This window comes from Citrobacter sp. wls706 (assembly GCF_005281305.1).
GTDB classification, from domain to species: Bacteria; Pseudomonadota; Gammaproteobacteria; order Enterobacterales; family Enterobacteriaceae; genus Citrobacter; species Citrobacter werkmanii.
Window position 1 is genome coordinate 173672 of sequence record NZ_SZXG01000034.1, and the last position, 21753, is coordinate 195424.

Here is a 21753-nt window from a genome sequence, read left to right on the forward strand (position 1 = left end):
CACATGATTAAAAACACATTTTTCCAATAAAAAATATAACAATCATTTTTATCAGGATATTTTGAAAATAGATCAATTGCTTCCTTTTTCGCTTCCACAGAAACTCCAACCCTATTAAAAGGTTGTCACAATACAAGCTCTGAATATTAGAAAAGTATTTTCACTTATTGACCATCAGCCCTACAGAGGATTACCCATGAAAAAATCTACACTTGTTATTGGCGTCATCGGTGCTGACTGCCATGCAGTAGGCAATAAAGTTCTGGATCGCGTTTTTACTGCGCATGATTTTCACGTAATCAACCTCGGGGTGATGGTGAGCCAGGATGAATATATTGATGCCGCGATTGAAACAGGCGCCGATGCCATCGTGGTGTCCTCCATCTACGGTCATGGTGACATTGACTGCCTTGGGTTACGTGAACGCTGCATCGAACGCGGACTCGGTGACATTCTGCTGTACGTCGGCGGCAACCTGGTTGTAGGCAAACATGACTTCGCCGATGTGGAAGTGAAGTTTAAAGAGATGGGATTTAACCGCGTCTTCGCCCCCAGCCACGATCTGGAGGATGTCTGCGCGCTTATCGCCAATGATATTCACCAACACAATGGCCTCGAACAGCGCTGCCTGGAAGAGGCTATCTGATGCAAACAGTTTCTGTCGATATCGGCTCGACCTGGACCAAGGCAGCCCTCTTCGCCCATGAAGGCGAGGAGTTAACCCTGGTAAACCATGTCCTGACCCCAACCACCACACATCATCTGGCAGACGGTTTTTTTGCCAGCCTGAATCAGGTGCTGAATGTTGCCGATGCTCGCCCGTTACTGAAAAGTGGTGAAGTGCAGTTGAAATACTCCTCCTCGGCCAAGGGTGGACTCGCCGTTGCAGCGATGGGGCTGGTGCCTTCCATTACGCTGGAATCGGCAAAAGTTACCGCCCATTCGGCAGGAGCGAAAATCGCGCAATATTATTCGTACAAGCTGAACCGTCATGACATACAGGAGCTGGAATCATCACCACCGGACATCCTGTTATTTACCGGCGGTACAGACGGTGGAGAAGAAAGCTATGGTCTGGCGAATGCGCGTGCATTGGCAGACTCGAAGCTGGATTGCGCCATTATCTACGCAGGAAACCGGGACATTCAGGACGAAATACAAACGATTCTCGGGCACAAGGATCTGACCACGGTAGACAACATTCTGCCTGATCTCGATCACCCGAATCCGTTTGCCGCGCGCCAGGCGATTTGTGATGTGTTTTTGTCGCGCATTGTGAAAGGCAAAGGTCTGGACGTCATTGTCGGTGAAACAGGCGAAGAGCCAATGCCGACGCCATGGACGGTATATGAGTTAGTCAAAGCCATTAGCGATTACGACAGCGCATGGAAGGAATTCATGCTGATTGATATGGGCGGAGCCACCACGGATGTCTATTCGGCCAGCGCGAATACCCTCTCCCCCGATACCGTCCTGCATGGTGTTCCAGAGCCTTTCGTCAAACGTACTGTTGAAGGCGACCTGGGGATGCGCGTTTCCGCCGTCGTGGTGGGAGAAAGCACGCAGGATATGGTGAAAGTCATCTTCGCCCAACAGCCGCAGCGCGAGGAAGCATTTTACCGCTACCTGCGTCATTTGGTTGGGCAGCCGGATTACCTGCCACTCAGCGAGGAGGAGAAATATTTCGACACTCTGCTGGCAGGTTTATGCGTGGGCTATGCCGCTGAGCGCCACGCGGGCACTAAAAAGCAGGTTTGCACCTGCGTGGGTAACGTGGATTTACAGATGGGTCGCGATCTCACCACCGTACGCAAAGTCGTCGGTTCAGGTGGATGGCTCTCTCGCGCCAGCCAGTTCGATATCCATAACTGGCTCAAATACCGAGAGCTGGACGACCAGGGTAAAAGAATTCTGTTACCGAATCAGTTTGAGTATTACCGCGATTCAAATGGCCTGCTCCCTCTACTGGCAAACGTCGCCAGGCTGTACCCGCAAGCCGCTGCTCGCACCAGCATTCAGTGTTTAACCCTACAAAACTAAAGGCAGCTACGAATGGAACTTCGAAATAAAAAATTGACCCATGACGAATTCATGACCGAAAGGCATCAGGTGTTGCAAACCTGGGAAACCGGCAAAGACGTTGAGAACTTCGAAGATGGCGTGAAATACCAGCAATCAATTCCAGACAAGAAGCGCTTTTCCCTCGCTCTGCTGAAGGCCGATCAGGAAGGTAAAACCCTGAGTCAGCCGCGCGCAGGCGTGGCATTAATGGACGAGCATATTGCACTGCTCAAAACGTTGCAGGAAGAGTGCGATCTTCTGCCAAGCACTATTGATGCCTATACCCGTCTGAACCGCTATGAAGAAGCCGCTGTCGGGATCCAGAAATCCATCGAAGCGGGGACTTCCAAGCTGAATGGTTTACCGGTCGTCAATCACGGGGTTGCTGCCTGCCGCCGTATGACTGAGTCGCTGGAAAAACCGATCCAGGTTCGCCACGGGACGCCGGATGCGCGTCTGCTGGCAGAAATCGCCATGGCCAGTGGCTTTACCAGCTACGAAGGCGGCGGTATCTCTTACAACATCCCTTACGCCAAACGCGTCACCCTGGAAAAATCCATCCGCGACTGGCAGTACTGCGATCGCCTGATGGGTCTGTACGAAGAGAACGGCATTCGCATCAACCGCGAACCGTTTGGTCCGCTGACCGGCACCCTGATCCCGCCGTTTATGTCCCACTCGGTAGCGATTATTGAAGGTCTGCTGGCGCTGGAACAGGGCGTGAAGTCAATCACCGTCGGCTACGGTCAGGTCGGTAGCCTGACGCAGGATATTGCCGCTATTCAGGCGCTGCGTGAGCTGTCCCACGAATATTTCCATAACCACGGCTTCGACGATTATGAACTGAGCACCGTTTTCCACCAGTGGATGGGCGGATTCCCGGAAGATGAAGCGAAAGCCTTCTCCGTTATCGCCTGGGGCGCAGCGGTTGCCGGTATGTCGGGCGCAACGAAAGTGATCACCAAAAGCCCGCACGAAGCGTTCGGTATCCCAACTGCGGCAGCGAACGCCCAGGGACTTAAAGCCTCACGCCAGATGCTCAACATGGTCAGTGACCAGAAATTCCCGCAGTGTGCTGCCGTGGAACAGGAAGTCGAGCTGATCAAGAGCGAAGTCCGCGCGGTGCTGAAAAAAGTCTTTGAACTCGGCAATGGCGACATTGCGCGCGGTACGGTGCTGGCCTTTGAAGCAGGCGTGCTGGATGTGCCTTTCGCCCCTGCCGCCTGTAACGCCGGGAAGATCCTGCCGGTGCGCGATAACACAGGAGCCATCCGTATTCTCGAAGCCGGTGCCGTTCCGCTGCCGAAAGACGTTCTCGCCCTGCACCACGACTACGTCGCAGAGCGCGCGCATTTCGAAGGCCGTAAACCTTCTTTCCAGATGGTCATTGATGACATCAACGCCGTATCCCACAGTAAATTAATAGGAAGACCATAATGAAAATTAAACAGGCCCTTTTCACCGCTGGCTACTCCTCATTTTATTTTGACGATCAGCAGGCCATCAAAAACGGCGCCGGTCATGATGGGTTTATCTATACCGGCTCCCCGGTAACACCTGGCTTTACCTCTGTTCGCCAGGCGGGTGAATGCGTTTCTGTGCAGTTGGTTCTGGAAAACGGCGCAGTGGCGGTAGGTGATTGTGCTGCGGTGCAATATTCAGGCGCAGGCGGTCGCGACCCGCTGTTCCTGGCTGAAAACTTTATCCCTTTCCTCAACGATCACATCAAGCCGTTGCTGGAAGGCCGTGACGTGGATGCTTTCCTGCCAAACGCCCGCTTCTTTGATCAGTTGCGTATCGATGGTCATCTGCTGCATACCGCGGTCCGTTATGGTCTGTCTCAAGCACTGCTCGACGCGGCCGCACTGGCGACCGGCCGCCTGAAAACTGAAGTGGTGTGCGACGAGTGGCAACTGCCATGCGTCCCGGAAGCCATTCCATTATTTGGTCAGAGCGGTGATGACCGTTATATCGCCGTCGACAAGATGATCCTCAAAGGCGTGGACGTTCTGCCGCACGCGCTGATCAACAACGTGGAAGAGAAGCTGGGCTTTAAAGGTGAAAAACTGCGTGAGTATGTGCGCTGGTTGTCTAATCGCATCTTAAGCCTGCGCACCAGCGAGCGTTATCACCCGACGCTGCACATTGATGTCTATGGCACTATCGGTCTGATCTTCGATATGGATCCGGTGCGCTGCGCTGAATATATCGCCAGCCTGGAAGCGGAAGCCCAGGGCCTGCCGCTGTACATTGAAGGTCCGGTGGATGCCGGTAACAAGCCGGATCAGATCCGCATGTTAACCGCTATTACCAAAGAGCTGACCCGTCTGGGTTCCGGCGTGAAAATCGTTGCGGATGAGTGGTGTAACACCTATCAGGACATCGTGGACTTCACCGACGCGGGCAGTTGCCACATGGTGCAGATCAAAACCCCGGATCTGGGCGGTATTCATAACATCGTTGATGCGGTGCTGTATTGCAACAAACACGCAATGGAAGCCTATCAGGGCGGTACCTGTAACGAAACGGAAATCAGTGCTCGCACCTGCGTACACGTCGCGCTGGCCGCGCGTCCTATGCGCATGCTGGTCAAACCAGGTATGGGTTTCGATGAAGGTCTCAACATCGTGTTTAACGAAATGAACCGCACCATCGCGTTGTTGCAAACTAAGGATTAAGAGATGGCACGCACATTTAAGATCTTATCGCCTACGGCTATCCTGGGTTATGGCTTCCCGGAAGAAAGTTTTCGTAAAGCCATGGAAGAGTCACCGGATCTTATTGCTGTTGACGCAGGTTCCTCCGATCCAGGCCCCCACTACCTGGGGGCAGGTAAACCGTTTACCGACAGGGCCGGTGTGAAACGCGATCTGCGCTATATGATCGTGGCAGGCGTTAAGAACAACATCCCGGTAGTGATTGGCACGGCCGGTGGTTCAGGCGCCGCTCCGCATCTGGAGTGGTGTCGCCAGATAATCCATGAGATTGCTCAGGAAGAAAACCTGTCCTTCTCCATGGCGCTGATCCCGTCTGATGTCGACAAAGAGATCGTTCATCAGGCGCTGGATAACGGCAAAATCACCGCGCTCGATTTTGTGCCTGAACTGACTCACGAGGCAATTGAAGACAGCACCTACATTGTCGCGCAGATGGGCGTCGAGCCTTTCCAGCGTGCGCTGAAAGCCGGTGCGCAGGTGGTACTGGGCGGACGTGCTTACGATCCGGCCTGCTTCGCCGCGCTGCCGATTATGCAGGGCTTTGATGAAGGTCTGGCGCTTCATTGCGGTAAGATCCTTGAGTGTGCCGCCATTGCCGCCACCCCTGGCTCTGGCTCAGATTGTGCGATGGGGATCATTGACGACAACGGCTTTACGCTGAAAGCGTTCAATCCCAAGCGTAAGTTCACTGAAACTTCCGCGGCGGCGCACACCCTGTATGAGAAGTCCGATCCGTACTTCCTGCCGGGGCCCGGCGGCGTACTGAACCTGAAAGCGTGCACCTTCACTCAGGTTAACGAGGGCGAAGTGTATGTCAGCGGTTCACGTCATGAAGAAACGCCGTATGCGTTGAAACTGGAAGGCGCACGTCAGGTTGGCTTCCGCTGCCTGACTATCGCCGGAACGCGTGACCCGATCATGATTGCCGGAATTGACACCATTCTCGAAGAGGTACAGGCCAGCGTTAAGCGTAACCTCTCGCTGACTGACGACAGTATCCGTATGACCTTCCACCTGTACGGTAAGAACGGTGTGATGGGCAACCATGAACCGATGAAAACCGCCGGTCATGAGCTAGGGATTTTACTGGACGTCGTCGCACCGACGCAGGATATCGCCAACAGCGTTTGCTCGCTGGTGCGCTCTACCCTGCTGCACTACGGCTATGAAAATCGCATTGCGACCGCAGGCAACCTCGCCTTCCCGTTCTCGCCATCCGATATTCAGAGTGGACCGGTGTATGAGTTCTCGATCTATCACCTGATTGAAGCGAGCGATGCGCTGCGTTTTGATTTCCACATTGAACAGGTGACGCCAGAAGGAGTTCAGGCATGAAACACTCAATTTGTTCACTGGCGCAGGTCATTCGTTCCAAAAACGCCGGGCCGTACGAACTGGTTTTAGATATTTTATTTAAAACCCGTGAAGATTATCAGCGAGTGAAGCGTTCAGAACAATTAACGCCACAGCTTATTGCTGGTTTATATAATGTCAAACCTGATTTTATTCATAATATTGTCTGGTTTGACCCAGCGAATGCCGTAAAAATTGTCATGCCGCGCGATATTATCTCCGGCAATGTTGGTGACAATGATGTTTATGGTGCGCAGCAACACGCGCCATTATTAAGTATTGAGTTCGACCTGTAGTAAAAAAACACAATAACAACCATTGGAGCACAGAATTCAGCTGTATCACAGTGCTTCGAATTATTCATGCGGTTGGTCACAACAGGCGTGCGTCTGAACTGCTGTCCGGGTTCAGGCGCGCGCCGCCCTACACAATTCCAATTACCAACCTTTATCCGATGGAGTACACATGAAGAAAATAAGTTTAACGAAGATGATCATATTAGGCCTGATACTCGGCATGATTGCCGGGGTGGCCATAAATAATATGGTCGCGGCTGAAACGGCAAAATCTTATGCAGCAGATATTTCCATTTTCACCACCATATTCTTACGCATGGTGAAAATGATTATCGCCCCATTGGTTATTTCAACTTTGGTTGTGGGTATTGCCAAAATGGGCGATGCCAAAACGCTGGGACGTATATTTTCGAAAACCTTCTTCCTGTTTATTTGCGCCTCACTGCTGTCAATCGCGCTGGGACTGGTTATCGTTAATATTTTCCAGCCAGGCGCTGGCATCAACTTTGTTCCACATGACGCCGGAGCCGTTGCCGCCGTTAAGTCTGAGCCATTCACGCTGAAAGTATTCATCTCGCACGCAGTACCAACCAGTATTGTTGATGCGATGGCACGCAACGAAATTCTGCAGATCGTCGTCTTCTCAATTTTCCTCGGTTGCAGCCTTGCCGCAATTGGTGAGAAAGCCGAGCCTATCGTGAAGGTTCTGGATTCACTGGTACACGTAATGCTGAAGCTGACGGGTTACGTCATGCTGTTTGCGCCACTGACCGTTTTTGCCGCTATTTCGGGTCTGATTGCCGAACGTGGTCTGGGTGTGATGGTCAGCGCCGGGATCTTTATGGGTGAATTCTACCTGACGCTGGGTATGCTGTGGGCGATCCTGATTGGCCTGTCCACCATGATCGTAGGGCCTTGCATCGCGCGTTTAACGAAATCAATCCTCGAACCTGCACTGTTGGCCTTCACCACCTCCAGCTCTGAAGCCGCTTTCCCGGGCACGCTGGACAAGCTGGAAAAATTCGGTGTTTCCTCAAAAATCGCCAGCTTCGTTCTGCCTATCGGTTACTCCTTTAACCTGGTCGGCTCGATGGCGTACTGCTCCTTTGCCACCGTATTTATTGCCCAGGCGTGCAACATCGAATTGAGCATGGGTGAGCAAATCACCATGCTGTTGATTCTGATGCTGACCTCAAAAGGGATGGCGGGCGTACCGCGTGCATCAATGGTGGTAATCGCCGCCACCCTGAACCAGTTCAACATTCCGGAAGCCGGTCTGATCCTACTGATGGGTGTGGATCCATTCCTCGATATGGGTCGTTCGGCTACCAACGTCATGAGTAACGCCATGGGCGCTGCCATTGTGGGTCGTTGGGAAGGCGAACACTTCGGCCAGGGTTGTCGCGGAACTGCGCCAGTGAAGACACCGGAACAAGAACGTCCGGTGACCGAACAGTCAGAAGTTGCGATGTCCTGATAGCGCGCTTATCCGGCCTACAAAACGGTCAATTATCCGTAGGCCGGATAAGGTGGAACACCGCCATCCAGCACGATGATGAACACACCAACAGGATTACACCATGAATAAAACTCTTCTCGGCGTGAGTATTTTTTCCTTCAGCGTTTTGTTTAGCGCAACGACTCTCGCGCAAACCACGCCGGATTACGCAAAGATTATCAACCAGGCACATCAGAAATATAAAAGTAACAACGATGGCAAAGTCGCCGACTACATCCCTGCCCTGGCGACCTACAGCCCGAAAAATTTTGCCATCACCATTGCCACGGTGGACGGCAAGATCTATCAGGTGGGCGATGTTAACAAGCCCTTCCCAATGGAATCCCTGAGTAAAGTCTTCACCCTGGCGCTCGCCATGGAACAGCATGGCCCACAGGTAGTCCTGGAGAAACTTGGGGCCAATGCCACCGGCATGCCGTTCAATTCAGGTTTAGCGGTAGAACTGACTAAAGGCGCGCCGGAAAACCCGCTGGTAAACGCCGGGGCGATGAGCACCGTTAGCCTGATCGAAGCCAAAGATAAAACCGATCGCTGGAACAAAATCCTCGACAACCTGAACGTCTGGGCTGATGCCACACTCACCGTGAACGAGCCGGTTTTCAAATCCGAGATGGAAACCAACCAGCACAACCAGGCGCTGGCGAAGCTGATGGAATCCTATAACAGCTTCTATGGCAACACAGACGACGCTGTCGAAATTTATACCCGTCAGTGCTCAGTCGATATCACCGTTGAGCAACTGGCCAAAATGGGCGCGGTACTCGCCAACAAAGGCAAATCACCGTTCAACGGTAAGCAATTGCTGAATGAAAAATATGTCCCGCAGGTACTGGCTGAAATGGCCATTGCCGGATTGTACGACGGTAGTGGTAAGTGGCTGTACACCGTAGGCATCCCGGCGAAAAGCGGAGTCGGCGGTGGGATGGTTGCCGTTGTGCCAGGCGAATATGCGATAGCCGTCTATTCCCCGCCGCTGGATGAAGCCGGTAACAGCGTTCGTGCACAGAAAACGATCGAATATGTCGCCGAAGCGACCGAAGCGAATGTCTTTTTAGCAAAATAACTCTATGCCGGATGGCGCTTCGCTTATCCGGCAAACAACACGAAGAGGTGAGAAGTAAACATGTCTAAACCATTTGTCTGGCAGGAACTCTTTGTTCAGGGTAAAGATAGTACCGAATATGAATTACTGAGTAATCAGCACGTTACAGTTTCTGAGTTAGACGGAGAGGAAGTGATTAAGGTTGCGCCAGAAGCGTTAACCTTATTAGCACAGCAGGCATTTTATGAGGCTTCATTCTTCCTGCGCGCCGGACATTTGAAACAGATCGCCAGCATTCTGCACGATCCACAGGCCAGCGGTAACGATAAGTATGTTGCATTGCAGCTACTGCGCAACGCTGAAGTTTCGGCCAAAGGCGTGCTGCCTAACTGTCAGGATACCGGAACGGCAACGATTGTGGCCTGCAAAGGTCAGCATGTCTGGACCGGCGGCGATGACGCAGAAGCGTTAAGCAAAGGCGTGTATACCACTTTCACCGAAAACAACCTGCGTTATTCGCAAAATGCCCCGCTGGATATGTACACCGAGGTCAATACTCAGACTAACCTGCCGGCACAAATCGATATCAGCGCCACGCCGGGTAATGAATACCGCTTCCTGTTCGTCAACAAAGGCGGCGGCTCGGCCAACAAAGCGGCGCTGTTCCAGGAAACAAAATCCATTCTGCAGCCGGAAAAGCTCACCGCCTTTCTGATCGAAAAAATGAAATCACTGGGCACAGCCGCCTGCCCGCCTTATCACATCGCTTTCGTCGTTGGAGGCTTGTCTGCCGACCAGGCGCTTAAAGTCGCCAAGCTGGCTTCAACCAAGTATTACGATAACCTGCCCACCAGCGGGAACGAACTGGGTCAGGCGTTCCGCGATACGGCCCTGGAAGCCGAGTTACTCAATGCCAGCCGCGAGTTTGGTATCGGCGCGCAGTTTGGCGGCAAGTACTTTGCCCACGATATCCGCGTGATTCGCCTGCCGCGTCACGGGGGGTCTTGTCCTATCGCCATGGCCCTCTCCTGCTCAGCCGACCGCAACATTAAGGCTAAAATTAACAAACACGGTATCTGGCTGGAGAAACTGGAGCATAACCCGGGCAAGTTCATACCTGATTCCCAACGGGTAGAAAATGGCGCCCAAACCGTACAGTTGGATCTCAACCGCCCGCTACGCGAGATTCTGCACGACCTGTCCGCTCTGCCTATCGGTACTCGTTTGTCGTTAAGTGGCCCAATTGTTGTCGCCCGTGATATTGCCCACGCTAACATCAAAGCGCGCCTGGATAACGGCGAACCGATGCCGGAATACATGAAAAAGCATATCGTTTATTACGCTGGTCCCGCCAAAACGCCGGACAATCAGGCCTGTGGTTCAATGGGTCCCACCACCGGCGGGCGCATGGATGGGTATGTCGATGCTTTCCAGGCACAAGGCGGCAGTCTCATTATGCTTACCAAGGGTAACCGCAGCCAGCAGGTCACTGATGCCTGCCATAAACACGGTGGGTTTAGCCTCGGCAGCATCGGCGGCGCCGCGGCCCTGCTTGCACAACAGTACGTGAAAAGCCTGCACTGCCTGGAATATCCCGAACTGGGAATGGAAGCGGTCTGGATGATGGAAGTTAAAAATATGCCGGCCTTCGTGTTAGTCGACGACAAAGGTAATAACTTCTTTAGTCAGTTTGAGCAGCAGCATCGCTGCGCAACCTGTCCGGCAGGACATTAAGGAGCATCAATGGAAGCGCGAGCCAATAATGACAGACACCGCCAGCGTCAGCAGAAACTGAAAGAACAGGTTGATACCCGCGTGGCGGCGGCAACGGAGAAGAAAGGGATCCTGATTGTCTTCACCGGCAACGGTAAAGGGAAATCCACCGCAGCCTTTGGCACGGCAACGCGCGCGGTTGGTCACGGAAAAACCGTTGGCATCGCGCAGTTTATCAAAGGTCAGTGGGATAATGGCGAGTACAACACCCTGCAACCGCTCGGCGTTGAATTCCATATTATGGGCACCGGGTTTACCTGGGAAACCCAAAACCGGCAAGCGGATATCGAGGCGGCAACGGTAGTCTGGCAAGAAAGTAAGCGCATGCTGGCTGATGCGCATTACGATCTGGTGGTACTGGATGAACTGACTTACATGTTGGCTTACCACTATCTGGATACCCAGGAGGTTCTCAGCGCCATCGAAAATCGCCCTGTCGGACAAAGTGTTATCGTCACCGGACGCGGATGCCACGCACTGTTGCTGGAACTGGCCGATACGGTCAGCGAAATTCGCCCGGTCAAGCACGCGTTTGACAGCGGTATTCAGGCGCAGGTGGGAATCGACTGGTAACTATTCTTTTGCCGGATAACGACGCGCTGGCGTCTTATCCGGCCTACCGTTCTTTGCAGGCCTGACAAGGCACACGGTACTATCAGGCAGGCGATACCACAGATTTATTCAACAGCCAGTCCCGGAAGATCTGTAAATGCACAGATTCCGCTTTCTCTTCACGCCACGTCATGATGAAACGGTTCCCGGTGCGCATCGGGACATCGCAAGGAATGACCATATCACCGCTGTCCAGATCGTGCTGAATGGCAAAACGAGGAAGCAACGCCACGCCAAGATTAGAGCGAACCGCCGCAATCAGCATCGACAACAGATCAAACCTTGGACCTTTATTGACCAGTGGACTGCTGACATCGGACAGCGCAAACCATTCCTGCCAACCCTTGATACGCGTGCTTTGGTGCAAAAGCGGGAATTCGTTCAGTAACTCCTCGACTGCCAGTTTCCGATCCGGTTCGGCCAGCAAGCAGCGGCTACATACCGGCAGGATTTCCTCTTCAAACAGGTACTCAACGCCCGACCATGGCGAGTAGAAATCTTCACGCATGATTGCCGCGTCATACTCCCGATTGAGAAAATCACCAATATTCGCCAGCGAATGGATATTGACGATAATATCAGGATTGAGTTTATTGAACTCGCGCAGGTTCGGAATCAGCCAATGCGTGCTGAAGGTCGGATTCACTGCCAGCTCAATAACCTGCACCGTCGGCTGCCAGGTCATTATCGTCGTCGTATCTCGCTCGAGTTTATTTAACGTTTCTTTAACGATGCTTAAATAATGTTTGCCCGCCGCATTTAAAAAAATGCGTTTCTTGGCATGATTAAATAGCGAGGTATTCAGAAAATCCTCCAGCGCATTCACCTGGCGGAAAACAGCACTTTGTGTTAAAGCCAGCTCTTCAGCAGCCCGGGTATAACTTTCGTGACGCGCAACAACTTCAAAAGTTACCAGCAACTCCGTCTTCGGTATTTTTCCTCTCATAACCTCTTCCATATGCAGCGTACAAAAATAGTTTAATTTATAAAAAATAATTCAAGACACCCAGATAAGCATCGAGAGTTATATTTTATTTCATCCATTGATGTCATTGATCCAATCCATGATTTACTCATACTGATGGCGGATAAATATTAACCAATAATACTCAAGCACAACAATAAACACAATTTAAATAAGGTTAAACCTATGCAAATAGTGCCAATAAGTTCTTAATAATTTTTCAAGTTAACTTGTTTATTGCAGAAAAAACTTTGCGAGATTAATCAATATTATCCATGCCATAATTTTAGATAATTTCACGTTATAACTTACGGGCAAACGACTGCTTTTAATCATTCCTTGATGTAGTTTCTGCCTTTTTTTGTTAGACGTGATAAAGGACACAATGTGAAAACTTTCGGAAAGGTCTGGCTCGTTGGAGCAGGTCCCGGTGATATTTCATTGCTCACCCTCAAAGCGATGATGTGCATTAAACAGGCTGATGTCATTATTTACGATCGGCTGGTCAATCCTAAAATTTTGGAATGGGCATTACCTGATTGCCTGCTTATCAATGTCGGCAAAAATCCAGGCTATCATTGTGTTCCTCAGGATGAAATTAACGCATTACTGGTCCAGTATGCCCAAACACATAGCAACATCGTACGCCTGAAAGGGGGCGATCCTTATGTGTTTGGTCGTGGGGCCGAAGAAGTTGAGGATCTTGTTGAAACGGGTATCCCATTTGAAGTTGTGCCGGGTATCAGTTCTACCATCGGCGGCCTGACCTATGCCGGAATTCCGGTGACGCATCGCGATTTCGCCTCCGGTTTTCACGTGGTGACAGGCCATACGCGGGAAGGCAACCAGCAGCAGGACTGGCGTCAACTGGCGAAGCTAAATGGCACGCTGGTTATCGTCATGGGTATCGCCAATCTGGCGTTTATCTGCGAAGAGCTGTTGATGGGCGGTAAATCAGCAGATACACCCGCTGCGCTAATTATGTCCGCCACCCGGGAGAATCAACGCCGACTAACCTGTACGCTCGGTTCATTACTGAGCAAAGCGCAGGAGGCTAACATTGCTCCACCTGCGCTGATTGTTATTGGTGAGGTGGTGACCCTGAGCGATCGGCTCTCTTTTATACCCGACGCCATCACCTTGCCAGAAGATCTTTACTGCGAAAGCCTGGCATGACGAAAAGACTGGGGCGACGTTTGATGCGCCGCCCTGAAAACGCGGCAAAAGTAGCTGGTTTGCGCGTATTGAAGTTTCCTGGCAATACTGTCTATTGAATGCTCAGGGTCGTGCAACAACTCCCCCGCTTTCTGCATTTTTTTCTGACTCACCCAGGTTTTAAAATTAACGCCCAGCCGTTTCTTAAAAAATCGGCTGAAATAATTCGCGCTTAAGCACACATGCGCCGCGACGGATTCCAGGGATAATTCACCATATAAATTCTCATCAATATAACGCAGCGCCGCCAGAAGTTTTTTCTCATGACGGGAAGGTTCAGTAACATAATGACGAATGTAACGGATCGGTGAAACTGAAACTTGAGCGGATTGTTGTTCTTCCGCATAATTATCAACAATAAAACTTAACAAATTAGCCGACGCTACCAGCGTATTATTATCCACTACCGCAACCTGACCCCATTCAGCTTTTATTTTGGGGTCCTCCATCCATGAAAATTTATTACCAATAACAATAGTTTTATATTCCTGATACTTTGGCCGGACCTGTCCGCAGACAATAAAACCATAAAGATGCCCTTCATCAATTAATGGCATCGAGAACAGACTTAACCCGGCATGACAGGTGAGTATTCTGGGCTTAAGCTGTTTTAACCCCTCAAAAGCACACTGCTTATCGCATTTTTGGCAGTCCACACGATAGCGCTCATCCGCCCGCATTAATCTGCAGAAAGAATTAAAATTATGACAATCTGAGAGTGGCTTACCATTAATATCAATCACAACCGTGGCTAACCCGGTCGCACGGGAGAATATTTCGGCTATCGAGAAAAAACCGTGTAAATAATCATTCTGAATTTTCAGCAGCACGCTCTCCTCCAGCACTCATAATATTAAAACCGATAATATGCAGAATTTAACCAAGAGAAAGAATGATGTTGACCGCAAAAAATAATCTCATTTGTGCAGATGATTATGATCAATTGGCAAGAAAAATATTTAAGGACAAAAAAAGGCCATCATCAGATGGCCAACCATGTCGAAACGGGACCAGCCCTTGACCATGCAGATAGTCAGGGCTATTTTTTTACTTCTTACTTAATAACGGTTTTCAGCGCTTCGCCGATATCGGCCAGGCTGCGAACGGTTTTCACGCCAGCAGCTTCCAGAGCCGCGAATTTCTCGTCAGCGGTACCCTTACCACCGGCGATGATCGCACCGGCGTGGCCCATACGTTTGCCTTTCGGCGCGGTGACGCCCGCGATGTAACCGACAACCGGCTTGGTGACGTGATCTTTAATGTACGCCGCCGCTTCTTCTTCCGCGCTACCGCCGATCTCGCCGATCATCACGATCGCTTCAGTCTGCGGATCTTCCTGGAACAGCTTCAGAATGTCGATGAAGTTAGAGCCTGGAATCGGGTCGCCGCCGATACCGACACAGGTGGACTGGCCGAAACCGTAGTCGGTGGTCTGCTTAACCGCTTCATAGGTCAGCGTACCGGAACGGGAAACGATACCCACTTTACCCGGCTTGTGAATGTGACCCGGCATGATGCCGATTTTGCATTCGCCCGGGGTGATCACGCCTGGGCAGTTCGGGCCGATCATGCGTACGCCAGCTTCATCCAGCTTCACCTTCACGGTCAGCATATCCAGCGTCGGGATACCTTCGGTGATGGTGATAATCAGTTTGATGCCTGCATCGATCGCTTCCAGGATGGAGTCTTTGCAGAACGGCGCCGGAACGTAGATAACGGTGGCGGTTGCGCCGGTTGCTTCTACCGCTTCACGCACGGTGTTGAACACCGGCAGACCAAGGTGAGTGGTGCCGCCTTTGCCTGGCGTTACGCCGCCAACCATCTGCGTACCGTAAGCAATCGCCTGTTCGGAGTGGAATGTCCCCTGGCTACCGGTGAAGCCCTGGCAGATAACCTTGGTATCTTTATTAATTAAAACTGACATTATTTCCCCTCCACTGCGGCAACAACCTGCTGAGCTGCATCCGTCAGACTTTTCGCTGCAATAATATTCAGGCCGCTATCAGCCAGTTTTTTCGCGCCGAGTTCGGCGTTGTTGCCTTCCAGACGAACGACAACCGGAACGTTAACGCCCACTTCCGCTACCGCGCCGATGATACCGTCAGCGATCAAGTCGCAACGTACGATACCGCCGAAGATGTTAACCAGTACGGCTTTTACATTGTCATCGGAGAGGATGATTTTGAACGCTTCGGTTACACGCTCTTTGGTCGCACCGCCGCCCACGTCGAGGAAGTTAGCCGGTTCGCCGCCGTGCAGCTTAACGATGTCCATGGTGCCCATTGCCAGGCCCGCACCGTTAACCATACAACCGATGTTACCGTCCAGTGCGACGTAGTTCAGTTCCCACTGTGCAGCCTGCGCTTCACGCGGATCTTCCTGAGACTGGTCGCGCATTTCGCGCAGGTCAGCCTGCCGGAACAGTGCGTTGCCGTCAGCGCCCAGTTTGCCATCGAGGCAGATCAGATCGCCCTGTTTAGTTACTACCAGCGGGTTGATTTCGATCAGCGCCAGGTCGCGCTCCAGGAAAATAGTCGCCAGCCCCATGAAGATTTTGGTGAATTGCTGAACCTGTTTACCTTCCAGACCCAGTTTGAACGCCAGCTCACGCCCCTGGTAAGGCATCGGTCCTGCCAGCGGATCCAGCGCCACTTTATGGATCAGGTGCGGGGTTTCTTCCGCTACTTTTTCGATTTCCACGCCGCCTTCAGTCGAGGCCATAAAGACCACGCGACGGGAACTACGGTCAACCACTGCGCCGAGGTAAAGTTCTTTACCGATATCGGTCGCCGCTTCAACCAGAATCTGATTTACCGGTTGGCCATTAGCGTCTGTCTGGTAAGTCACCAGACGTTTCCCCAGCCAGTGCTCAGCAAAAGCGCGAATGTCTTCTTTGCTGTTAACAACCTTCACACCGCCCGCTTTACCACGGCCACCAGCGTGAACCTGACATTTCACTACCCACGGGCCTGCGCCGATTTTAGATGCGGCTTCTTCAGCTTCACGCGGAGTATTACAGGCATAACCCACCGGTGCCGGTAAGCCATAGCGGGCAAAAAGTTGTTTTGCCTGATATTCATGTAAGTTCATGTGTTCTGTCCATCCTTCAGGTAATCGTTATCTTTTACCCGTAGGCCTGATAAGGCGTCCAGACCTACGGGGCAGGTGATACTCTTTTTCGTTACACGTCCAGCAGCAGACGCGTTGGATCTTCCAGCAACTCTTTAATGGTTACCAGGAAGCCTACTGACTCACGACCATCGATCAGACGGTGATCGTAAGACAGCGCCAGATACATCATCGGCAGGATTTCAACCTTGCCGTCTACCGCCATCGGACGATCTTTGATGGCATGCATACCCAGGATGGCGCTCTGCGGTGGGTTGATGATCGGCGTAGACATCAGGGAACCGAACACACCGCCGTTAGTGATGGTGAAATTACCGCCCGTCAGATCTTCAACCGTCAACTTGCCGTCGCGACCTTTTACTGCCAGTTCTTTAATGTTCTTCTCAATGTCAGCCATACCCAGCAGATCCACATCACGCAGGACCGGCGTTACCAGGCCGCGCGGCGTGGAGACCGCCATGCTGACATCAAAGTAGTTGTGGTACACCACGTCATCGCCATCGATGGACGCGTTGACTTCCGGATAGCGTTTCAGCGCTTCAACCACCGCTTTCACGTAGAAAGACATAAAGCCCAGACGGATACCGTGGCGTTTTTCGAACGCATCACCGTACTGCTTGCGCAGGTCCATAATCGGCTTCATATTGACTTCGTTGAACGTGGTCAGCATGGCGGTGGAGTTTTTCGCTTCCAGCAGACGTTCGGCTACGCGTTTGCGCAGACGGGTCATCGGTACACGTTTTTCGCCACGCGCACCCAGTTGAGGCTGTGGCGCTGGCGCGGCTGCTGGCGCTTTGGCTTCGGCTTTTGCTGCCGGCGCTTTGGCCAGATGCTTTTCCACATCTTCACGGGTGATACGGCCACCGACGCCAGTGCCTTTGATGGCGCTGGCTTCGAGGTTATGTTCACCGAGCAGGCGACGGATCGCCGGGCTCAGGGCATCGTTGTTCTGCTCTGCAAGCGACGCCTGCTGGCGCTGTGCCGGAGTAGAATCTTTCTCTTCAGACTTGGCGCTGGTTTCTTTACCAGTGCTGTTGCCTTCACGCAAGCGACCGAGGATCTGGCGGGAGGTGACGGTTGTCCCTTCATCTTCCAGAACCGCATCAAGGATACCGTCCGCTGATGCCGGTACTTCCAGTACCACTTTGTCAGTTTCGATTTCTACCAGTACTTCATCACGACGTACTGCATCGCCCGGTTTTTTGTGCCAGGTTGCAACCGTTGCATCCGCTACGGATTCAGGCAGGTCGGGAACAAGAATATCTACGCTACTCATTATTTATCCTTTATTTAATCGACGTTCAGCGCGTCATTAACCAGATCTTGTTGCTGTTTCTGGTGAACGGACATATACCCTACTGCCGGAGAGGCAGAGGCCGGGCGACCTGCATAACGCAGAGCGGACCCAAATGGAATCACTTCACGGAAATGATGCTGACTGCAGTACCATGCGCCCTGGTTGAGCGGCTCTTCCTGGCACCAGACAAAATCATGTACGTGAGCAAACGGTTTCAGCGCTTCCTGCACCGCTTTATGCGGGAACGGATAGAGCTGTTCGATGCGCACAATGGCAACATCTTTTTGGTCATTCTTGCGGCGTTGCTCCAGCAGGTCGTAATAAACCTTACCAGAACACATCACAACACGCTTCACGCCTTTCGGATCAAGTTCATCGACTTCGCCAATAGCCGGCAGGAAGGTGCCATTTGCCAGTTCGTCCAGCGTAGACACCGCCAGCGGGTGACGCAGCAGCGACTTCGGTGACATCACCACCAGCGGACGACGCATACCGCGCAGCGCCTGACGACGCAGCATGTGGTACACCTGTGCCGGGGTGGACGGGACGCAAACCTGCATGTTTTGCTCAGCGCAAAGTTGCAGATAACGTTCCAGACGCGCGGAGGAGTGCTCCGGGCCCTGACCTTCGTAGCCGTGCGGCAGCAGCATAACCAGACCGCACATACGACCCCATTTTTGTTCGCCGGAAGAGATGAACTGGTCGATAACGACCTGAGCACCGTTGGCGAAGTCACCGAACTGGGCTTCCCAGATAGTCAGAGTGCGCGGTTCTGCCGTGGCGTAACCGTATTCAAACGCCAGCACCGCTTCTTCAGACAGTACGGAGTCCCATACGCGGAACGTGCCCTGGCCGTTATGCACATGCTGCAGCGGCGTGTAGGTTGAACCGTTCGCCTGGTTATGAATAACCGCGTGGCGGTGGAAGAAGGTTCCGCGACCGGAATCTTCACCCGACAGACGAACCGGAATGCCTTCGTCAACCAGTGTGGCGTAAGCCAGATTCTCTGCGCCCCCCCAGTCGAACAGCTTCTCGCCTGCGGCCATGGCCTGACGATCGCCGTAAATTTTGGCAACGCGCGACTGCATTTCAACCGCTTCAGGTACAGTGCTGATGCGTTTAGCCAGCTCCTGCAAACGCTTCATCTCAACTTTGTTCGGGTAGCTTTCGTCCCATTCGTGGTTGAGATATGGCGACCAGGTGAAGGAGTGCATGTTCATCGGACGCCACTCTTTCACTACGCACTCGCCAGCATCCAGCGCATCGCGATACAGGTTGACCATTTCGGTCGCATCTTCCAGCGTGGCGACTTTGTCCGCTTCCAGCTTGTCGGCGTAGATTTTGCGCGGGGTCGGATGCTTTTTGATTTTCTGATACATCAGCGGCTGGGTTGCGCTCGGCTCATCGGCTTCGTTATGGCCGTGACGGCGGTAGCACACCAGATCGATGAAGACATCGCGTTTGAAGGTATTACGGAAGTCCAGCGCCAGACGCGTGACGAAAGCGACTGCTTCCGGGTCATCCGCATTGACGTGGAAAATCGGCGCCTGAACCATCTTACCGATGTCGGTGCAATATGGGGTAGAACGCGCATCCAACGGGTTAGAGGTAGTGAAGCCCACCTGGTTGTTGATAACGATGCGAACGGTACCGCCCACTTCGTAACCACGCGCTTTCGACATGTTCAGGGTTTCCTGCACCACGCCCTGCCCGGTCACCGCCGCATCACCATGAATGGTGATAGGCAGGACTTTATTGCTGCTCGGCTCATCCAGACGATCCAGACGCGCACGGACGGAACCGATTACCACCGGGCTAACAATTTCCAGGTGTGACGGGTTAAACGCCAGCGCCAGGTGTACCAGACCGCCTTCGGTTTCGATATCTGACGAGAAGCCCATGTGGTACTTCACGTCGCCAGTGCCGAGATGTTCTTTATGTTTGCCCGCGAATTCGTCGAACAGATCCTGCGGCTTTTTACCCAGCACGTTGACCAGTACGTTCAGACGACCACGGTGCGCCATGCCCAGCACCACTTCACGCGTACCACTGTTACCCGCGTGGCGGATCATCTCTTTCAGCATCGGAATTAACGCATCACCGCCTTCCAGCGAGAAGCGTTTTGCCCCCGGGAACTTCGCGCCCAGGTAACGTTCCAGACCTTCCGCTGCGGTCAGTTCGCTGAGGAAGCGTTTTTTCTCTTCACTACTAAACGCGGCGCGGCCAGACTCGATGCGCTGCTGAAGCCAGCGTTTTTCTTCGGTGCTGGTGATGTGCATATACTCGGCGCCAATCGGGCCGCAGTAGGTTTGTTTCAGCGCAACAACCAGGTCGCTCAGCTTCATGGTGTCTTTGCCGCCGGCAAAAGAACCTACGTTAAAGCTTTCCTGGAAATCCGCATCGGTCAGATCGTGGAAAGACGGATCCAGATCGGCCACTTTCTCTTGTTGCCACAGTCCCAGCGGATCAAGATTCGCATGTTGATGGCCGCGGAAACGGTAGGCGTTAATGAGCTGCAGGACTTTAACCTGCTTCACATTGGCATCAGGGTCGGAAATAGAAGAAGAGTAACGTGGGGTAATCAACGCCTGCCGACGGAAATAATCACGTGTTTTTGAGTGGAGTTGATCCGGTTTGACTCCGGTGCCAGGTAACTGCTGGAACGTCGAACGCCAGTTAGCATCTACCGAGTCAGGGTCGGTTAAGAAGTCTTCATAGAGCTGTTCTATCCAGCTCTGGTTCGAGCCAGAGAGGTAAGAAGAGTCCAACCAGGCTTTCAAAGCGCTGTTCTGCATCGTGATCCCTTAAGCATTTGTATGCTTACTTCGCCGTGGATACTACCACGCACACCGATGTGCGTGCCGGGGTTCACTTGCGAGCTCTTTTTGTTTGGCTCGCGAAGGAACCTTTAAAAACTGTCTAATCATGTGGCAGTTTTTAGAGGTTTCCTACATTAACAATTTGCCTGATGGCGCTTCACTTATCAGGCCTACGGGATTGTACCTGTAGGCCGGATAAGACGTTTACGTCGCCATCCGGCAACCACTACAACAACTTACGCACTACGCTTGAGCAGCATCGACTTAATATGGCCGATCGCACGCGTCGGGTTCAGCCCCTTAGGACATACGCTGACGCAGTTCATGATGCTGTGACAGCGGAATACGCTGAAAGCGTCACTTAAACCTTCCAGGCGGCTGTCGGTCTCGGTATCGCGGCTGTCGATCAGGAAGCGATACGCGGCCAGCAGACCAGCCGGACCGATGAACTTGTCCGGGTTCCACCAGAATGATGGGCAGGACGTTGAGCAGCATGCACACAAAATACATTCATACAGCCCATCGAGCTTCTCACGCTGCTCTGGCATTTGTAAATGCTCGCGAGCCGGTGGATTTTTCCCATTATTCAATAAGTAAGGCTTAATCTTCTCATACTGTGCGTAGAATTGTCCCATGTCTACCACCAAATCGCGCACAACCGGTAAACCCGGCAGCGGGCGAATGACAATTTTCTTGCCCGGCTGATTCAGCGCAGAAACAGGTGTGATACAGGCCAGTCCATTTTTGCCGTTCATGTTCAGACCGTCAGAGCCGCAGACCCCTTCACGGCAGGAGCGACGAAACGATAGCGACGGATCTTTTTCTTTCAGCTGCATCAATGCATCCAGCAGCATCATGTCGCGCCCTTCTTCCGCTTCCAGGGTGTAATCCTGCATGCGCGGAGCATCGTCAACGTCCGGGTTATAGCGATAAACTGAAAACTCGAGTTTCATTGT

General features: G+C 52.4%; 18 protein-coding genes. 11 read left to right on the plus strand and 7 right to left on the minus strand.

Going from position 1 to position 21753, the window contains the following annotated elements:
* Window positions 1-196 precede the first annotated feature (196 nt).
* The 10 genes from glmS to cobO all read left to right on the plus strand — a co-directional run bounded on the left by glmS (window position 197) and on the right by cobO (window position 11334).
* Window positions 197-646, plus strand: coding sequence for a methylaspartate mutase subunit S (glmS, locus tag FDW92_RS16230; RefSeq protein WP_038638933.1), 450 nt, complete (start codon window positions 197-199; stop codon window positions 644-646).
* Window positions 646-2040, plus strand: a complete 1395-nt coding sequence (gene glmL, locus FDW92_RS16235) for a methylaspartate mutase accessory protein GlmL (protein ID WP_042309686.1) — start codon at window positions 646-648, stop codon at window positions 2038-2040. The genes glmS and glmL overlap by 1 nt, the downstream gene beginning before the upstream one ends.
* 12 nt (window positions 2041-2052) lie before the next feature.
* The gene (locus FDW92_RS16240; RefSeq protein ID WP_042309688.1) at window positions 2053-3498 is read left to right on the plus strand and encodes a methylaspartate mutase subunit E; all 1446 of its coding nucleotides are present in this window, start codon (window positions 2053-2055) and stop codon (window positions 3496-3498) included.
* The gene (locus FDW92_RS16245; protein ID WP_042309690.1) at window positions 3498-4739 is read left to right on the plus strand and encodes a methylaspartate ammonia-lyase; all 1242 of its coding nucleotides are present in this window, start codon (window positions 3498-3500) and stop codon (window positions 4737-4739) included. The genes FDW92_RS16240 and FDW92_RS16245 overlap by 1 nt, the downstream gene beginning before the upstream one ends.
* Before the next feature lie 3 nt (window positions 4740-4742).
* Complete coding sequence (locus FDW92_RS16250) at window positions 4743-6113, plus strand: acyclic terpene utilization AtuA family protein (protein ID WP_042309692.1); 1371 nt, start codon at window positions 4743-4745, stop codon at window positions 6111-6113.
* Window positions 6110-6427 (plus strand): DUF4387 domain-containing protein, encoded by a 318-nt coding sequence (locus FDW92_RS16255; RefSeq protein ID WP_008320068.1) that lies wholly within the window; start codon window positions 6110-6112, stop codon window positions 6425-6427. Before FDW92_RS16250 ends, FDW92_RS16255 begins: the two co-directional genes overlap by 4 nt.
* 169 nt (window positions 6428-6596) lie before the next feature.
* A complete protein-coding gene (locus FDW92_RS16260) occupies window positions 6597-7904 on the plus strand; it encodes a dicarboxylate/amino acid:cation symporter (RefSeq protein ID WP_061381690.1) in 1308 nt (435 codons plus the stop codon).
* A 103-nt stretch (window positions 7905-8007) separates the two neighbouring features.
* Complete coding sequence (gene glsA, locus FDW92_RS16265) at window positions 8008-9009, plus strand: glutaminase A (RefSeq protein WP_042309697.1); 1002 nt, start codon at window positions 8008-8010, stop codon at window positions 9007-9009.
* A gap of 60 nt (window positions 9010-9069) precedes the next feature.
* Entirely contained in the window at window positions 9070-10722 is a 1653-nt protein-coding gene (locus FDW92_RS16270) for a class I fumarate hydratase (RefSeq protein WP_042309698.1), read from the plus strand.
* Window positions 10723-10731: 9 nt separating this feature from the next.
* Window positions 10732-11334 (plus strand): cob(I)yrinic acid a,c-diamide adenosyltransferase, encoded by a 603-nt coding sequence (gene cobO, locus FDW92_RS16275; protein WP_042309700.1) that lies wholly within the window; start codon window positions 10732-10734, stop codon window positions 11332-11334.
* 82 nt (window positions 11335-11416) lie between these two features.
* Here the strand turns inward: cobO and FDW92_RS16280 are convergent, their stop codons facing one another.
* Complete coding sequence (locus FDW92_RS16280; RefSeq protein ID WP_042309703.1) at window positions 11417-12319, minus strand: LysR family transcriptional regulator; 903 nt, start codon at window positions 12317-12319, stop codon at window positions 11417-11419.
* A gap of 405 nt (window positions 12320-12724) precedes the next feature.
* Here FDW92_RS16280 and cobA point away from each other — a divergent pair, with 405 nt between their 5' ends.
* Window positions 12725-13513 (plus strand): uroporphyrinogen-III C-methyltransferase, encoded by a 789-nt coding sequence (gene cobA / locus FDW92_RS16285; protein ID WP_042309705.1) that lies wholly within the window; start codon window positions 12725-12727, stop codon window positions 13511-13513.
* Here the strand turns inward: cobA and FDW92_RS16290 are convergent.
* From FDW92_RS16290 to sdhB, 6 genes are all read right to left on the minus strand, one after another.
* A complete protein-coding gene (locus FDW92_RS16290) occupies window positions 13492-14382 on the minus strand; it encodes a PocR ligand-binding domain-containing protein (protein ID WP_042309708.1) in 891 nt (296 codons plus the stop codon). The genes cobA and FDW92_RS16290 overlap by 22 nt on opposite strands.
* 224 nt (window positions 14383-14606) lie before the next feature.
* A complete protein-coding gene (gene sucD, locus FDW92_RS16295; RefSeq protein WP_003022929.1) occupies window positions 14607-15476 on the minus strand; it encodes a succinate--CoA ligase subunit alpha in 870 nt (289 codons plus the stop codon).
* On the minus strand, window positions 15476-16642 hold the full coding sequence (sucC, locus tag FDW92_RS16300; RefSeq protein ID WP_038638897.1) for an ADP-forming succinate--CoA ligase subunit beta: 1167 nt from the start codon (window positions 16640-16642) through the stop codon (window positions 15476-15478). The genes sucD and sucC overlap by 1 nt, the downstream gene beginning before the upstream one ends.
* 91 nt (window positions 16643-16733) lie before the next feature.
* Complete coding sequence (gene odhB / locus FDW92_RS16305) at window positions 16734-17957, minus strand: 2-oxoglutarate dehydrogenase complex dihydrolipoyllysine-residue succinyltransferase (RefSeq protein ID WP_042309710.1); 1224 nt, start codon at window positions 17955-17957, stop codon at window positions 16734-16736.
* Window positions 17958-17971: 14 nt separating this feature from the next.
* Window positions 17972-20773 (minus strand): 2-oxoglutarate dehydrogenase E1 component, encoded by a 2802-nt coding sequence (sucA, locus tag FDW92_RS16310; protein ID WP_038638891.1) that lies wholly within the window; start codon window positions 20771-20773, stop codon window positions 17972-17974.
* Between the two features lie 260 nt (window positions 20774-21033).
* Window positions 21034-21750, minus strand: a complete 717-nt coding sequence (sdhB, locus tag FDW92_RS16315; RefSeq protein WP_038638888.1) for a succinate dehydrogenase iron-sulfur subunit SdhB — start codon at window positions 21748-21750, stop codon at window positions 21034-21036.
* Window positions 21751-21753 lie beyond the last annotated feature (3 nt).

What these genes read in the sequence shown, in the direction of transcription:
- cobO (WP_042309700.1), top strand. Translation starts at nt 10,732, where the DNA reads ATGGAAGCGCGAGCCAATAATGACAGACACCGCCAGCGTCAGCAGAAA.
- FDW92_RS16255 (WP_008320068.1), top strand. Translation starts at nt 6,110, where the DNA reads ATGAAACACTCAATTTGTTCACTGGCGCAGGTCATTCGTTCCAAAAAC.
- odhB (WP_042309710.1), bottom strand. Translation starts at nt 17,957, where the DNA reads ATGAGTAGCGTAGATATTCTTGTTCCCGACCTGCCTGAATCCGTAGCG.
- glsA (WP_042309697.1), top strand. Translation starts at nt 8,008, where the DNA reads ATGAATAAAACTCTTCTCGGCGTGAGTATTTTTTCCTTCAGCGTTTTG.
- FDW92_RS16250 (WP_042309692.1), top strand. Translation starts at nt 4,743, where the DNA reads ATGGCACGCACATTTAAGATCTTATCGCCTACGGCTATCCTGGGTTAT.
- FDW92_RS16245 (WP_042309690.1), top strand. Translation starts at nt 3,498, where the DNA reads ATGAAAATTAAACAGGCCCTTTTCACCGCTGGCTACTCCTCATTTTAT.
- FDW92_RS16280 (WP_042309703.1), bottom strand. Translation starts at nt 12,319, where the DNA reads ATGAGAGGAAAAATACCGAAGACGGAGTTGCTGGTAACTTTTGAAGTT.
- sucC (WP_038638897.1), bottom strand. Translation starts at nt 16,642, where the DNA reads ATGAACTTACATGAATATCAGGCAAAACAACTTTTTGCCCGCTATGGC.
- sucD (WP_003022929.1), bottom strand. Translation starts at nt 15,476, where the DNA reads ATGTCAGTTTTAATTAATAAAGATACCAAGGTTATCTGCCAGGGCTTC.
- FDW92_RS16240 (WP_042309688.1), top strand. Translation starts at nt 2,053, where the DNA reads ATGGAACTTCGAAATAAAAAATTGACCCATGACGAATTCATGACCGAA.
- sdhB (WP_038638888.1), bottom strand. Translation starts at nt 21,750, where the DNA reads ATGAAACTCGAGTTTTCAGTTTATCGCTATAACCCGGACGTTGACGAT.
- sucA (WP_038638891.1), bottom strand. Translation starts at nt 20,773, where the DNA reads ATGCAGAACAGCGCTTTGAAAGCCTGGTTGGACTCTTCTTACCTCTCT.
- glmS (WP_038638933.1), top strand. Translation starts at nt 197, where the DNA reads ATGAAAAAATCTACACTTGTTATTGGCGTCATCGGTGCTGACTGCCAT.
- FDW92_RS16260 (WP_061381690.1), top strand. Translation starts at nt 6,597, where the DNA reads ATGAAGAAAATAAGTTTAACGAAGATGATCATATTAGGCCTGATACTC.
- glmL (WP_042309686.1), top strand. Translation starts at nt 646, where the DNA reads ATGCAAACAGTTTCTGTCGATATCGGCTCGACCTGGACCAAGGCAGCC.
- FDW92_RS16270 (WP_042309698.1), top strand. Translation starts at nt 9,070, where the DNA reads ATGTCTAAACCATTTGTCTGGCAGGAACTCTTTGTTCAGGGTAAAGAT.